Raw genomic sequence first — 13669 nt, 5'->3', positions numbered from 1 at the left:
AGTTTGATTTTTCTTTATCCGAAATATACATAAATAATAAAAATAGATGCTAAGCTTTTGGGAAAAGTCTGCGATGATCGATGCGGATATCATAATAATTGGTGGAGGGATAACAGGTCTGTCAACAGCAGCGGCTTTAATTGAAAAAGATCATAAGCTAAAGATCAAAATACTTGAAAGAGGTGTATTGCCAAGCGGAGCAAGCACCAAAAATGCAGGATTTGCTTGTTTTGGAAGCTTGACTGAAATACTTGATGACCTCGAAACTTTATCTCCGGAGGGCGCTGCAGAACTGGTTGAAACCAGATGGAGAGGTCTTGAGAGATTGCGTAAGCGTCTTGGCGATGATAAAATAGGTTATGAAGAACACGGTGGCTATGAGTTGATTAAAACAGAAGATTATGACTGTCTGAACCGAATGAGTGAAATAAATAAACTCTTACACCCACTCTTTAATAAAAATGTGTTTCACGAAGACAAAGAGCTGATTGACATTTTTGGATTTAATTCAGATAAGGTCGAGACAATAATTACTAATCCATTGGAAGGACAGCTTCATCCTGGTATGATGATGAGGTCTCTAGCCAATTATGTGAAGAATAAACACGTAGATATAATTACTGGTGCTGAGGTAATAGAAGTTAATAAAACTACTGAACCCGTTGAAGTGAGCGTGAGAGTGCCATTTGATCATTCTGCCACAATTAAATTTAAAGCTCCCAAAGTACTGATATGTAATAATGCTTTTGTTAAACCGCTTTTACCCGATATTGATATTAAGCCTGGCAGGGGTATGGTTATGGTTACAGAACCTGTCGAAGGATTAAAATTTCAGGGTGCTTTTCATTATGACAGGGGATATTTTTATTTCAGAAATATTGATGATAGAATTTTAATTGGAGGGGGAAGAAATCTAGATTATTCTGGCGAGGAGACAACAGATTTTGGCATTAATGATCAAATAAAAAATCAATTGATAGATGATCTAAACAAAATAATATCACCGGGTTATAGTCCGAAAATAGAATATGAGTGGTCTGGTATAATGGGGTTTGGGCCAAATAAGAAACCAGTCATTAAAAAAGAGTCAGCAGGAGTATGGACCGCAGTAAGATTGGGCGGTATGGGAGTAGCTATTGGAAGTAGTTTGGGGAAAAAATTAGCAGAAATAGTATTAAACGATTAAATTCGAAGATTATTTTTATTAGATAGCTTAGACGTATATGACTAATACAATTAAACGGCCTCATTTTTTACTGGCACTTTTTCCTGTCATTTTTTTAACTACAATACTATTTCTTAATGTTAGAATCTTCGGTGATGCATCTTTAGATGGGTCTAATCAGATCGGATTATTGTTTTCAGCGGCCTTAGCGGCAGTAATTGCTTTGTATTTGGGGGTAAAGTGGGAAGCTATTCTTGATAAGACAGTACAAAGTATTAGTGCTGCGATGTCTTCAATATTAATATTATTGGTTATTGGTGCTCTCGCTGGCACATGGATGCTAAGTGGTGTAGTTCCGGCAATGGTCTATTATGGCCTTGATATAATGAAACCATCCTACTTTCTGGCTGCAGCTTGTATCGTTAGTGCAATTGTGTCATTGGCAACGGGTTCTAGCTGGTCTACAATTGCCACAATCGGAGTTGCTCTGATCGGAATAGGAAAGACACTTGGAATTGATATTGGGCTAACAGGGGGCGCTATAATTTCCGGGGCTTATTTTGGTGATAAAATGTCTCCTTTATCTGATACGACCAATCTAGCTCCTGCGATGGCAGGAACTGATATATTCACTCATATAAGATATATGGCTTTTACCACTATTCCGAGTATTATAATTACGCTGATTATTTTTACAATCATCGGGTTAAATATAGATGCTGGTGGGAGTATGATAGAAGTTGAAGCAGTCCAGGAAGCAATTAAGGCACAATTTAATATTAACGGATGGCTGTTTCTTGTTCCAGTTGCTGTAATTTTTCTTATCATTAAAAAAGTTGAAGCACTTCCTGCTTTACTATTAGGAACGTTACTAGGAGCAGTTTTTGCATTGATCTTTCAAAATGACCAGGTTTTTGAATTGGGTAAATCTATATTAGCTAATTTGAGAGGACTTGATGCGCCTGGTATAAAAGAGCTCGAAGGTGATTCCCCTTTAGCAATTTATTTCGCAGCCATAATGAAAAGTATGTATGGTGATGTTTCTATTTCCTCAACTAATGAGAAGGTTAGCAACTTACTTTCAACAGGAGGTATGGCTGGTATGTTAAATACAATATGGTTGATTTTATGTGCGATGATTTTTGGTGGAATGATGGAAGCGGGCGGACTCTTAAAACGAATTGCTGATGAAATCATCAAACTAGCTAAATCAACAGGATCTCTCATATTTAGCACGGCAGCAACCTGTGTTTTTTTCAATGGTACCGCCTCAGATCAATATATGGCAATTGTTGTGCCAGGAAGAATGTTCAGGAAAACATATAAAGAAAAAGATCTTAAACCTGAGGTTCTAAGTAGAACACTTGAAGATAGTGGTACTGTGACATCTGTTCTTTTTCCATGGAATACATGTGGTGCTACGCAGGCAGGAGTGCTTGGTGTCGCAACATTAGTATATGCCCCTTATTGTTTTTTTAATATTATTAGTCCGTTTATGACCATATTATTTGGCGTTCTTGATGTCAAGATCAGAAAATATTCTGAAGAGGAAAAAAAGGAGATGGACGAAGAAGTAAAAGCCCCTGAATATGCAGAAGAAAATAAGTAAAGATGAAGTGAATGCTCTTCCTCTTCATGCATATGATGGAGAGGTGGAAATTATTAATACACCTGAAGGATATAAAAAGGCTGTAGCTGAAATTCAAGATTTCCCTCTGATTGGCTTTGATACAGAGTCCAAGCCTTCCTTCACCAAAGGGATTAAAAATCCCATAGCTCTTGTTCAGCTTGCTACAGACGATAAAGTTTATTTGTTCAGACTTCCGAAAGGAGATGTACCTAAAGAACTCAGGAAGATTCTGGAGGATGAGAATATTGAAAAAATTGGTATAGGCATAGATGATGATCTGAACGATTTGAGAAGAATAGGAGTAGCTAAACCTAAAGAATTTCTAGATCTGAATAAATTGGCTAAAAAAGCAGGATTTCATAATACAGGTGCAAGGAATCTTTCTGCTATGCTTTTAGGCTTTCGAATCAGTAAATCAGCACAGACTTCCAACTGGGAGAGAGAGGAGCTTACAGAGAAACAAATAAGCTATGCTGCTACTGATGCCTGGATCTGCCTGAAGATATATGAGAAATTATATCAGTATGATTTCTCTGATGTAAATAAATGATCAGATTAATTTAAGCTTGTGGTAATTTTTTATATCTTCTTTGATCTGTGGAGCGTCAGAAAGAGGGACATCTGCCCATAATTTACAATCGATCATTAATTCCTGGTTTACGATTTCAAGATTTTTGTCTTTGAAAAATCTGATGGCGTCATTTAGCATTGGGTACTCACAATGGATGCCTATTCTTTCAGTAAGTGTTTTTTTTATGATCGTCGCATTGTTCAGTGCTTCCTGGGCTGCAGTTTTATAAGCATTTATTAATCCTCCAACACCTAATTTTGTTCCCCCAAAATACCTGATGACCACAACCAATACTCCGCTTAGTTCGAATGATTTTATTTGCCCCAGAATAGGATCTCCTGCTGAATGGTTAGGTTCACCATCATCATTAGATCTGAATATTTCTCCATTTACACCAATAAGGTACGCATAGCAATGATGCCTGGCATCATGGTATTGTTTCTTAAGATCATCTAAATGCTGCTTTACATTCTCCTCAGAATTGACAGGAAAGGCATATGAAATGAATTTAGATCCTTTTTCTTTGTAAAAACCTTCCGAAGAACCAGCTATCGTTTTATATGTATCATTAATTTCAGACATACAATATCTTAATTTCCTATCGATAATAATAAAATAGCAATCACTGACATAGCAATTCCAACAGCTTTCTTTAAACTGATAACCTCATCATAAAAGAATTTACCTACAATGGCGCTTAATCCAATTATGGAAATATTAATAAAAGGGAAGACAAATGATCCGTCGTTTCCAAATGAGGATAATGCTTTTAGGAGCAGGTATATTGAAAAGTAATTTGGAATCCCTAGTAAAACTCCTCCGGCTATAGTTTTAAAATCAAACTTTTGCTTTTTAATCAACGATCCGATCAGGCCAAATATTCCTGCAGAAAAGAAAATCACTACCGGGAAAATCTTTTGTTCACTTTCAGCCAATAGAAATCTGTTAGCGTAATTTAAAGACGTGTCCAGCCCTCCTGAGAATAAAAATACCCCGACAGGTAGTAAATAGACCCACTTATTAACTACTTTCTGATTTTGTTTTTTTCTGGAAAGGCTCACCAGAACTATAGAACAAATACCAAGAATTATTCCTGATATCTTAAAAAAGTTAGGATCGCTTCCCTGGTATTTAAATACGTAAAGAGAAAAGAATGCCGGAATTACAAGGGATATTTTGGTCGCCATACCTGCTGCGGCGACACCGGTTTTTTGGGTAGCAGCAGCCATCAGGAAAAAAGTAAAAATAAAAATAAATCCTAACCCTAAAGCGAAGTATGACCAGTCAGAATCGACCACGTTAATTGTTTTAATAGAATCGACTGAAAGAATCAATCCTACAATACCACAGGTTATGTAATTAATTGTTAGTGCAGGGAGTAAAGTTATATTTCGTTTACCAAACTCCTTAAAGCATACAAAAATGTATACATTGAGAAAAATGACTATAATCAAATAAAGCATGCTCAAAATTATGATTTAAAATTTCAAAGGTGGTAGTTATTGGAGGTTATATTTTATTTTAGCTAAATGATTTTTAGATAATGAAAAAGTGGTCATTTGATATAATTGATGCATCGGAGGATCTGAAATTGGAAAGATTTCCCGTTTTCGAAACTGATAAATATATCCAGTGTAAAAACAGTTATGCAATTAGACTAATATTAAGAAAAGGAGATGAGCTTTTTGGCCAGATTTCTTTTACAGTCCACGAAGATGAGTTAATATCTGGTTATTGTGCTTCTTATGGAGGGTTTTATTTGAAGTCTTTTCCCGGTACCGAAATTCTCCGTTCTTTCATCGAGCAAAGCGTTGTGGTTGCCAAACAAGTACATTGCGATAAGATCATAATCAGACAGCATCCTGAATTTTTATACCCAGAAATCACACCCTGGGTTAGTGTTCTGTTAAAGGAACAGGGTTTTGAGATTAATGAAATGCATATAAATCACCACCTGGACCTGAATAAGGAGGATAATTTTAATAAATATAAGAAGGGGAGACACGGTAACAGGTTGAAGTATGCTGATGATTTTAAATTAATTGAGCACTCTAAAGATCATTGGGAAGAATATTTCGATTTTATTAAAGAGTTCAGGGATAAAAAGAATTATAAGTTGAGCCTAACTAAAGAACAGCTAAAAGACCAACTGGAAAACCTTCCTGATAATCATATGTTTTTTACGTTGGAAAATAAAAAGGAGGAAATTACTGCCAGATGTATTTCATTAATAATAAGTAGTGAAGTCGTTTACAATTTTTATCCAGCATATGATCCCGATTTCAGGAAGTACAGTCCGTATGTGATTATGCTTTTGCATCAATCGAAAATTTTGAAGGAACGGGGCTTTAATTATATTGATCTTGGATCATCAATGCAAAATTCGTTTGTTCAAAACCAACTGGCAGATTTTAAATCTTCGGTAGGAGGTGAGGCATCCACCAAATTAAATTGGATAAAGTCAGTTTGAAGAAGTTTTTACCATTTTTTACGCAAATATTAAAGGGGTTATTTCAGGTTGGAATTAACAAATTATTCAGCGTGTTAGGCGGTAGTGTAGCACTGCTTAGTTTATCCCATTTACTTAATTTTTTTCAGTTGTGTCTGGCCCCGGTAAATACTTTCTACAGCCAAAGTTTACATCATTATCTCGGAAGGGGTGGGGAAAAGAGTAGACCTTTTTCAGGATACCTTGTTGTCCTTGCGACACTCACCAGTTATTTTCTTGCTTTCTTTGCTTTAATATTTAGTCCAATTCTTTTTGATGGATTTGAAATGGACTTATTGATGCTGATCTTTCTTTCAATAGGGATTCTCCCATTCTATGTGATTCTAACAGTGATTGAGACACAGCTAATATTTCACGGTCGTTTTGACCTTCAATTCAAGGGGTATCTATTGAATGTAATAATTACAGGTGCAGCTGTTTCGATAATAGCATGGATGGACTGGTATTATGGAATAATTTCTCTTATTATTTTAAGGGTACTTGTTATTCTACTTGCTTTCATAAGCCAAAGGAAAATCATTTCATTTAAGTTCAGGAAGTACTTCAGGTCTTTTTATGAGATAACGAGACCGTATATCGGAATATCGGTACTCGCTGTTATATTAACTCAGTTTATTTTTCTGGCGGAAAGGAACCTGGTAAAGGAATTTACAGATCTGTCGGCTGCCGGAGCCTGGCAGGCTGCTTCGACCACCGGGTTTTATATTCAGCTAATAGCAATTACTATTTACAATAGTTTTTACATACCCGAAATTAGTAGAAAAAAGGGGGCTGTATTATTGCAATATGTCTGGCGGTATTTTTTGGTTCTATCTATTTTATTTCCTGTCGGAGCGATGATTATAGTATTTTTTAGTGAATACATCCATATAATACTTTTTTCCGGTAAAATAATTTATCGGGCAGAGCTTTATTACTTCATCGTAAGTGGATTTGTCTTACGGTCACTGGCACAATTATTTTCATTACTTTTTTTAAAGGAAAAACTCTGGAGAGATTATCTGATAATTCTCTTATTAATGTCATTTATTCATATTTCAGGATTGATATATCTTTATAAATCTGTTTTTAACGTAGAAAACGTTGCGATTTTGTTTCTTTTAGTTTGCACAACACAATTCGTAATGTCACTGGGTTTTTATATATTCAGAAGAGAAACTTTTAGAAATGGGTAGTTTGGTCACAGTCATTTTAATATGTTATAACCAGAGAGATTGGGTTAAAGAGGCTATCGATTCTGTTCTCAACCAGACATATTCTCAAGTTGAACTTATTGTTGTGGATGTAGGAAGTAGCGATGGTTCAAACTTATATCTTAAAAATATTTGTGATCAACTTGATGTTGAATTTATCGGTCTTGAGGACAATATTGGAAATTGTAAAGCGTTTAATCTGGCATTTGAATTTAGCAATGGTGACTATGTGATCGATTTGGCAGGAGATGATGTGTTGTTACCGGAAAGGATTGAAAGAGGGGTAGAAAAATTGGAATCGTATGGGGCTGATTTTGGATTTCATTATTCTGATGCTGAATATATTGATGAAAAAAGCTGCTTGATAGGTCAACATAGCAAGTCGCTTAAAAATTTACCGCTTGAATATTTTCCTGATCCTTTTCCCGAAGGTGATTTGTTTAATCTTATTCTCCGAAGTTATTTCATTTGTCCACCTACTATGATGGTCAGAAAGGAAGTAGTAGAAAAATTGGGTGGATATGATGAATCATTATCGTTTGAAGATTTTGACTTTTGGTTAAGGGCAGCAAAAATCACCTCATTTTGTAGTTCTCAAGAGCCTTTGGTTCAAAAAAGAACTGTTATAGGTTCTCAGTCAAATAACCCGGTTTATCATAAGATGCATGCTAGTTCTATGGTTAGGATCTGTAAGAAAGTACAATCTGATCTGATGGAGCCCTCTGATGATCATGATGCTTTTAATAAACGCCTGGAGTACGAAATGAGACTGTGTTACCGTCGTATGCTAAAAAAAGAACTAAGAGAGCTGGCTGAAATTTATAAGGAACATAACCTGGATAAAAAGAAATCCTGGAGATATTATGCTCATATTTTCTTAAGTAGAATGCAATAAATTAATATAGCTATCTTCTGTTGTCTTCGTCTTCTAAAATACTCAAGTAACTAAAATATCGACTTTCACTTATTTCACCAGTTTCTATTGCAGCTTTAACTGCACAACCTGGTTCGTTTATATGAGTGCAATTATTGAATTTACATTCCTGCCTGATTTCTCTCATTTCAGGGAAATAGTCACTCAATTCGTATTCATCCATATCGACTAAGCCAAGCTCTTTGATGCCCGGGGTATCAATAATACTGGAGTTTTTATCGATAAAAAACATTTCTGCAAAAGTAGTTGTATGTACACCCTTATCAGCAAAATCAGAAATTTCAGCAGTTTTCTGATCAGCCTCGGGAATCAATCTATTTAGTAGAGTTGATTTTCCCACTCCACTATGCCCCGCCATAAGTGTAGTTTTATTTTCCAGAATAGCATAAAGAGGAGAAATGTCTTCATCTTCATGGGCAGACATTAAAATGCAAGGGTATCCGAGTTCTGAATATAAGTGAGACATAGCCTCAAATAATTCCATATTATCTTCATCTAGCAAATCACTTTTATTGAATAAAAGGATGGCAGGAATCCGGAAGCTTTCGCAAGCTACCAGAAATCTATCAATAAAACCTACTGAAGTTCTTGGGCTTGAAAGAGTGACCATTAAAATTGCCTGGTCAATATTGGTAGCAATTATATGGTGCTTGTATTTATGCTTTGGCGATTGCCTGATAACATAATTCTTTCGTTCTTTAAGTTCTGTGATTATTGCTGATTCTTCTTCAGTATCTTCCGGATCAATTGTTACGTAATCACCTACAGCAAGAGGATTTGTACTTTTAGAGCCTTTGAGTCGGTATTTACCTCTTAATCTGGAATTAATTATTCCTTCATCGGTCAATACTTTATACCATGACCCGGTAGACTTAATGATTCTTCCTTCAATCATGACCTGAATATAATATCTTTTCCACGTATTTAAGAATCTGATCGGTAGCTCCTTTATTCTTTCTTACAAAATCGTAAGAGATATTAGAAATTCGTTCTCTTTCCTTATTATCATTAAATAATTTTTTAAGTAAAGCATCTGTTTCATCAGAATCTGCTACAGGGTAAGCTCCTCCTTCATCTATTAATAAAACCGCTTCATTAAATTTTTTGTAATTTTTATTTCCGAATATTACCGGCATTCCAAATGTAGCAGCTTCAAGAATATTGTGAAGACCATCCTTAAAAGCTCCTCCAATAAAAGAGATATCTCCATATTGGTAAACAGAAGAAAGCATGCCATAATTATCAATTATTAAAAAATCAGATTCTGTTGATTCAATTTTATTCTCTGATGCTTCACTATATCTTATTGCGTTATGAGGTAACGATTTCTTAAGTTTTTCGATGCTTTTTTCAGATATCTCATGAGGGGCGATAATGACTTTTACATCTTCAGGTAATGATCTAAAAAACTTTAGCAGGGCCTTTATGTCTTCCGGCCAACTGCTACCAACAACTAATAATTTTTTTTCTCCTTTAAACGTTTCTACCAAGGAAATTTTATTTACAGAATTACATGCATCTATCACTCTGTCAAATCGTGTGTCTCCGGCTATTTCAACATTCTCTGATAACCCTATACTATTTAGTAGTTCCTTAGATTTCTCATTCTGCACATACAGAAAATCGAATTTCTTCAGCATGTTCCTGAAAAAGTCACCTGTAGGTTTAAAAAATTCCTGAGAGGATCTGAATATTGCAGAAAATAAAACAGTGGGGATGTTTTGCTTGTTCAGCTCTTCCAGAAAATAATGCCAGAATTCATATTTAGTGAAGAGAACTAAGTCAGGCTTTATTAGATCAATAAAATCTGAGGCATTGGATTTAGTATCAAAAGGTAAGTAGGTTACCAAATCAGCTTTTTCATAGTTTTTTCTCACTTCATAGCCACTTGGAGAGAAGAAGCTGACAATGATAAAAACATTCTTACCTGAAAGTTTTTCTATTAATGGCCTGGCTTGTTCGAATTCTCCAAGAGAGGCACAATGAAACCAGACTTTTACCTGATTAACATCGTTAAGCGAGTTTTTTAATTTTTGGCGCCAGTTTTTTCTTCCCTCGATCATATTAGCCGCTTTTTTATTAAATGGGGCAGCTAATTTGATCAGGAATCGATATAGATTTATACCTATGGTGTAGGTTGTTTTATTCATGGGGCAAAGATAAGGTAAATTAGGGTCATGGTCATTCCCCGAAGGAATTGAAAGTTATCCAAGTGATTTAATACAGGATAGAGTATTTAATATGTTGTTTTATTAAAATCCAATTAATATTTTATTAAAATCACTGTTTCTAAACAATAATTCTGATTATCTGTTTTATAGATATGAAAGAATATACCATAATATATAAAAACGGTAATTCGGAAGTGGCTATGTTTCCTAACAAACAATCTATAATTGATAATAAATATAAAGGAAATAAAGATGCTTTCGAAAGAGAGGTGAAATTGCTACAGTGGACCACATTGAGTATGAGGTATGTGGAGGATATAAAATCCGGTAAGATAAATGCGGTGATCAGTACAGCTGATGCTAACCCATATGGATGGAGAGGAAGAGTTTAAGAAACGATAATTGCAGTTAAAATGAAAAAGGCAACCATGTATATAAACAGGTTGCCTTTTTAAGATTATTTTAAAGCTGAATTATTTAGCGTGCTTGCTAAGGTAATCAGATACACCTTCTCTTGTTGCTGACATAGCATCTTCACCTTCTTGCCAGTTAGCAGGGCAAACTTCGCCATGCTCCTGAACGTGATGCCATGCATCTACAACTCTGATCATTTCATCGATGTTTCTTCCGAGAGGAAGGTCGTTTCTAGTCTCGTGTCTTACGATTCCTTCTTTATCGATGAAGAATGAACATCTGTAAGCAACTGGAGTACCTTCAAATTCTAATTCACCTTCTTCGTTATAATTCCAGTCTCCTGCAAGAGCTTCGTAGTTAGTAGCGATTGTTTTAGAAGTATCTGCTACAAGCGGATAAGTTACACCTTCGATTCCTCCTTTATTAGTTGGAGTTGTTAACCATGCAAGGTGAGTTTCCTCTGTATCTGTAGAACAACCTACAACTACAACGCCTCTTTTTTCAAATTCTTCCAGCTTCTTCTGGAAAGCAAGGATCTCTGTTGGACAAACAAAAGTGAAATCCTTAGGGTAAAAGAAGAATAAAACTTCTTTTTTACCGATATATTGCTCAAGAGAAAACTCCTGAACAATTGAAGTTCCATCTAATACTGCTGGTGCTTTGAAAACAGGTGCTTTTTTTCCTAATAATGACATACTAGTTATTAAATTTTAAATTAAATATATGCTTAAATTAAACTTTTCTTTTCCCTCTTATTTGTAACTCAATATCCGTAACGTCGAATCCCAGTATAGGTTTTTCTCTCAGGTATTTTTTTATTAACCCTGTAAGTTCTTCATCGAAATAATCAAATACTTCATTCGAATCATTACATACCAAATGATGATGTGGAGTATCTGCTACATCAAATCTCTTTGGTCCTTTTTCTACTGAAAGTCTTTTTGCTAACCCCTCTTCACAGAAAATATCCAGAATATGATAAACCGAACCCAAAGACAAGCTGGGAATTTCTTCTTTCAGTTTGTCATAAATTTCTTCAGCAGAATAATGTTTTGAATTTTCGGATAGACATTCCATTACAGCTATTCGCTGTTTTGTAGCTCTTACTCCTGCTGCTCGAAGTTTTTGGACTATATTTTTATCCGTATTTTTCAAATATTTTCTAGTTCGGAATTTTTACGAAGTGCAAAGATAGGAAAGCAGATATTTTTCATCAACCCTTTTCTAACAGAATCAAAAATTATTAGTTAATAAACTATAAGGCACACCTTGTTATATTGATTATATTTAGCTTTATTTTATTCAAGAGTAAAAAAACATGGCCACAACAAAATTAGACGGAGAAAAAATACAGTTAGCAGGGAAAATGCCTGCAGTAGGAGGGGCTGCTCCGAAATTTACTGTTGTAAAAAAGGATCTTTCAGAAATGAAACTTGTTGATTTGAAAGGGGAAGTCGTTGTTTTGATGTCAATTCCGAGTTTAGAAACCGGAGTTTGTGCAACAGAAATAAGGACTTTCAATGAAAAACTTTCAGGTTTAAAGGGAGTAAAGGGGCTTATGGTATCAAAAGATCTACCATTTGCTATGTATAGATTTTGTGAAGCAGAAAATATTGATAATATTATTTCAGGTTCTGATTTTCGGTACGATGAATTTGGAAGGCAGTATGGAGTAGAAATATTAGATGGTGCTTTTAAAGGATTGCTTGCTAGGGCTGTGTTTATTGTCGATCAAGAATTACAACTAAGATATCTTCAGATCGTTGATGATATAGGGAACCAGCCCGATTATGAAATCGCAATGGATGTGGTTAAAAAATTATTGGACGAAACTGAGTCATGAGGCTTCTTATTATCTTTTCTTTTTGTTTATTATTAAATTTCCCTGCTTTTACCCAGGAAAATGAGATACGTGATTTAACAAGGTCAGGGCCGGAAGATCTTAATCAATACATAGAAAATTACACCAGGTCATTTGTAGTCAATACTCCACAACTTTTTTCATATGGATGGTTTAATACACCGCATCTATATGAAAAATTTAATTTTGACCTTTCCATAAATTACAGTTCTCTGAATATATCAGAGGCTGATAAATCTTTTTTATTTAAAAATAGTGAATACAGTAATTTGAGATATACTTCAGCTGATGAAGTTGAACTTGCGAGTTTATTAGGAGTAGTCAATCCATCAGATAATATAACTATAATTCAGACCGGTGAAGTTTTAAATGTACCAGGAGGGGTAAATCTTAATTCACTGCCGGCACCAATTATTCAAGCAGGAATTGGTTTTAATCAAGCCTCTTTGAAACTCAGGTTTTTACCTGGATATGATCAGGATGGTGTAAGCTTTTTTGGATGGGGTGTTGGAGCAATGTATGACTTCAGCAAAATGATATTGAAAGAAAAGTATGATGATGAAACCGGTGAACGACCGATTGATTTGGCAGTACTAATTGGGTATACAAGGTTCAGAGGCAAAACTGATCTTTCAGAAGATAATATATCATCAGATGATGAAGCAAGATTAATTATCCAAAACCTTACCACCCAACTTATTTTGGGGAAGCAAATGGATATATTCAACATATATGCAGGGATTTCAGGTAATTTTAATTCTGGTAATACCAAAATTACCGGAACATATACATACGAAGATCCCGAGACTAATTCTGAAAAAGAATATACAGACCCGGTAGATCAATTTTATTCAGATGAAAACATGTCGGCTTTGCTGGGTATGGATATTCAGTTGGCAGTTTTTTCTATCCATGGCCAATATCATTTTATTGGCTATCGGGGCTTTTCTGTAGGGTTCGGCTTAAGTCTAAAATAGATTTTACACAAAAAACGAGACCTTCTACAAATTTTGCAGAAGGTCTTCAACTTTAAACAGGCCAACAAATTATAATCATTCATAGGTATATACTACAAAGCATATCCAAGGTAACCTTTGAATTTAAAAAAAATAATCTGTTAGAAATCTTTTTTTGAAACTGTGATAGTCTTGGGGAATTGAGTAGACACTACACCTTTTTTTATATTAATGGTGTCAGGTTTATTTTTTACTTCAGTTAATT

15 protein-coding genes are annotated in these 13669 nt (G+C 35.0%); 9 read left to right on the top strand and 6 right to left on the bottom strand.

The window, feature by feature from the left end:
• Positions 1 to 46: 46 nt before the first annotated feature.
• The 3 genes from OO013_RS03230 to OO013_RS03220 are packed head-to-tail and all read left to right on the top strand — an operon-like array spanning position 47 to position 3345.
• On the top strand, positions 47 to 1186 hold the full coding sequence (locus tag OO013_RS03230; protein WP_266055211.1) for an NAD(P)/FAD-dependent oxidoreductase: 1140 nt from the start codon (positions 47 to 49) through the stop codon (positions 1184 to 1186).
• A 37-nt stretch (positions 1187 to 1223) separates the two neighbouring features.
• On the top strand, positions 1224 to 2774 hold the full coding sequence (gene nhaC / locus OO013_RS03225) for a Na+/H+ antiporter NhaC (protein WP_266055210.1): 1551 nt from the start codon (positions 1224 to 1226) through the stop codon (positions 2772 to 2774).
• Positions 2755 to 3345 (top strand): 3'-5' exonuclease, encoded by a 591-nt coding sequence (locus OO013_RS03220; protein ID WP_266055209.1) that lies wholly within the window; start codon positions 2755 to 2757, stop codon positions 3343 to 3345. The genes nhaC and OO013_RS03220 overlap by 20 nt, the downstream gene beginning before the upstream one ends.
• Here OO013_RS03220 and OO013_RS03215 read toward each other — a convergent pair whose 3' ends face one another.
• The gene (locus OO013_RS03215) at positions 3346 to 3948 is read right to left on the bottom strand and encodes an IMPACT family protein (protein WP_305067179.1); all 603 of its coding nucleotides are present in this window, start codon (positions 3946 to 3948) and stop codon (positions 3346 to 3348) included.
• An 8-nt stretch (positions 3949 to 3956) separates the two neighbouring features.
• On the bottom strand, positions 3957 to 4829 hold the full coding sequence (locus OO013_RS03210; protein ID WP_266055208.1) for an EamA family transporter: 873 nt from the start codon (positions 4827 to 4829) through the stop codon (positions 3957 to 3959).
• Positions 4830 to 4909: 80 nt separating this feature from the next.
• Between OO013_RS03210 and OO013_RS03205 the strand changes: the two genes are divergently transcribed.
• From OO013_RS03205 to OO013_RS03195, 3 genes are read left to right on the top strand one after another with little or no spacing between them, the layout of a single operon-like run.
• Positions 4910 to 5836, top strand: coding sequence for a GNAT family N-acetyltransferase (locus tag OO013_RS03205; protein WP_266055207.1), 927 nt, complete (start codon positions 4910 to 4912; stop codon positions 5834 to 5836).
• Positions 5833 to 7050 (top strand): MATE family efflux transporter, encoded by a 1218-nt coding sequence (locus OO013_RS03200; RefSeq protein ID WP_266055206.1) that lies wholly within the window; start codon positions 5833 to 5835, stop codon positions 7048 to 7050. Before OO013_RS03205 ends, OO013_RS03200 begins: the two co-directional genes overlap by 4 nt.
• Positions 7043 to 7963 carry a glycosyltransferase gene (locus OO013_RS03195; protein ID WP_266055204.1) on the top strand — a complete coding sequence of 307 codons (921 nt, stop codon included), beginning with the start codon at positions 7043 to 7045 and terminating at the stop codon, positions 7961 to 7963. Before OO013_RS03200 ends, OO013_RS03195 begins: the two co-directional genes overlap by 8 nt.
• A gap of 10 nt (positions 7964 to 7973) precedes the next feature.
• On the opposite strand, the gene rsgA is transcribed toward OO013_RS03195, so the two are convergent.
• Both rsgA and OO013_RS03185 read right to left on the bottom strand, forming a co-directional pair.
• The gene (gene rsgA, locus OO013_RS03190; RefSeq protein ID WP_266055202.1) at positions 7974 to 8897 is read right to left on the bottom strand and encodes a ribosome small subunit-dependent GTPase A; all 924 of its coding nucleotides are present in this window, start codon (positions 8895 to 8897) and stop codon (positions 7974 to 7976) included.
• Positions 8890 to 10152, bottom strand: coding sequence for a 3-deoxy-D-manno-octulosonic acid transferase (locus tag OO013_RS03185; protein WP_266055200.1), 1263 nt, complete (start codon positions 10150 to 10152; stop codon positions 8890 to 8892). Before OO013_RS03185 ends, rsgA begins: the two co-directional genes overlap by 8 nt.
• A 173-nt stretch (positions 10153 to 10325) precedes the next feature.
• Here OO013_RS03185 and OO013_RS03180 point away from each other — a divergent pair, with 173 nt between their 5' ends.
• The gene (locus OO013_RS03180; protein ID WP_266055199.1) at positions 10326 to 10565 is read left to right on the top strand and encodes a hypothetical protein; all 240 of its coding nucleotides are present in this window, start codon (positions 10326 to 10328) and stop codon (positions 10563 to 10565) included.
• Between the two features lie 81 nt (positions 10566 to 10646).
• Here OO013_RS03180 and OO013_RS03175 read toward each other — a convergent pair whose 3' ends face one another.
• Positions 10647 to 11282 carry a peroxiredoxin gene (locus OO013_RS03175; RefSeq protein ID WP_266055197.1) on the bottom strand — a complete coding sequence of 212 codons (636 nt, stop codon included), beginning with the start codon at positions 11280 to 11282 and terminating at the stop codon, positions 10647 to 10649.
• Between the two features lie 37 nt (positions 11283 to 11319).
• Complete coding sequence (locus OO013_RS03170; protein WP_266055196.1) at positions 11320 to 11742, bottom strand: Fur family transcriptional regulator; 423 nt, start codon at positions 11740 to 11742, stop codon at positions 11320 to 11322.
• Between the two features lie 163 nt (positions 11743 to 11905).
• Here OO013_RS03170 and tpx point away from each other — a divergent pair, with 163 nt between their 5' ends.
• Positions 11906 to 12430 carry a thiol peroxidase gene (gene tpx / locus OO013_RS03165; RefSeq protein ID WP_266055195.1) on the top strand — a complete coding sequence of 175 codons (525 nt, stop codon included), beginning with the start codon at positions 11906 to 11908 and terminating at the stop codon, positions 12428 to 12430.
• Positions 12427 to 13425 carry a DUF6588 family protein gene (locus tag OO013_RS03160; protein WP_266055194.1) on the top strand — a complete coding sequence of 333 codons (999 nt, stop codon included), beginning with the start codon at positions 12427 to 12429 and terminating at the stop codon, positions 13423 to 13425. Before tpx ends, OO013_RS03160 begins: the two co-directional genes overlap by 4 nt.
• Positions 13426 to 13669: the final 244 nt, after the last annotated feature.

The sequence above is a fragment of the Mangrovivirga halotolerans genome, assembly GCF_026241165.1.
In the GTDB taxonomy this organism is placed as follows: Bacteria; Bacteroidota; Bacteroidia; order Cytophagales; family Cyclobacteriaceae; genus Mangrovivirga; species Mangrovivirga halotolerans.
Note: the sequence above shows the minus strand (reverse complement) of the source record. Positions and strands in the feature narration are given on the sequence as shown.

Bases quoted from the DNA above. Each gene is read 5' to 3' on its own strand.
- tpx (WP_266055195.1), top strand. From the start codon at position 11,906: ATGGCCACAACAAAATTAGACGGAGAAAAAATACAGTTAGCAGGGAAA.
- OO013_RS03215 (WP_305067179.1), bottom strand. From the start codon at position 3,948: ATGTCTGAAATTAATGATACATATAAAACGATAGCTGGTTCTTCGGAA.
- OO013_RS03230 (WP_266055211.1), top strand. From the start codon at position 47: ATGCTAAGCTTTTGGGAAAAGTCTGCGATGATCGATGCGGATATCATA.
- rsgA (WP_266055202.1), bottom strand. From the start codon at position 8,897: ATGATTGAAGGAAGAATCATTAAGTCTACCGGGTCATGGTATAAAGTA.
- OO013_RS03210 (WP_266055208.1), bottom strand. From the start codon at position 4,829: ATGCTTTATTTGATTATAGTCATTTTTCTCAATGTATACATTTTTGTA.
- OO013_RS03175 (WP_266055197.1), bottom strand. From the start codon at position 11,282: ATGTCATTATTAGGAAAAAAAGCACCTGTTTTCAAAGCACCAGCAGTA.
- nhaC (WP_266055210.1), top strand. From the start codon at position 1,224: ATGACTAATACAATTAAACGGCCTCATTTTTTACTGGCACTTTTTCCT.
- OO013_RS03185 (WP_266055200.1), bottom strand. From the start codon at position 10,152: ATGAATAAAACAACCTACACCATAGGTATAAATCTATATCGATTCCTG.
- OO013_RS03205 (WP_266055207.1), top strand. From the start codon at position 4,910: ATGAAAAAGTGGTCATTTGATATAATTGATGCATCGGAGGATCTGAAA.
- OO013_RS03180 (WP_266055199.1), top strand. From the start codon at position 10,326: ATGAAAGAATATACCATAATATATAAAAACGGTAATTCGGAAGTGGCT.
- OO013_RS03160 (WP_266055194.1), top strand. From the start codon at position 12,427: ATGAGGCTTCTTATTATCTTTTCTTTTTGTTTATTATTAAATTTCCCT.
- OO013_RS03220 (WP_266055209.1), top strand. From the start codon at position 2,755: ATGCAGAAGAAAATAAGTAAAGATGAAGTGAATGCTCTTCCTCTTCAT.
- OO013_RS03195 (WP_266055204.1), top strand. From the start codon at position 7,043: ATGGGTAGTTTGGTCACAGTCATTTTAATATGTTATAACCAGAGAGAT.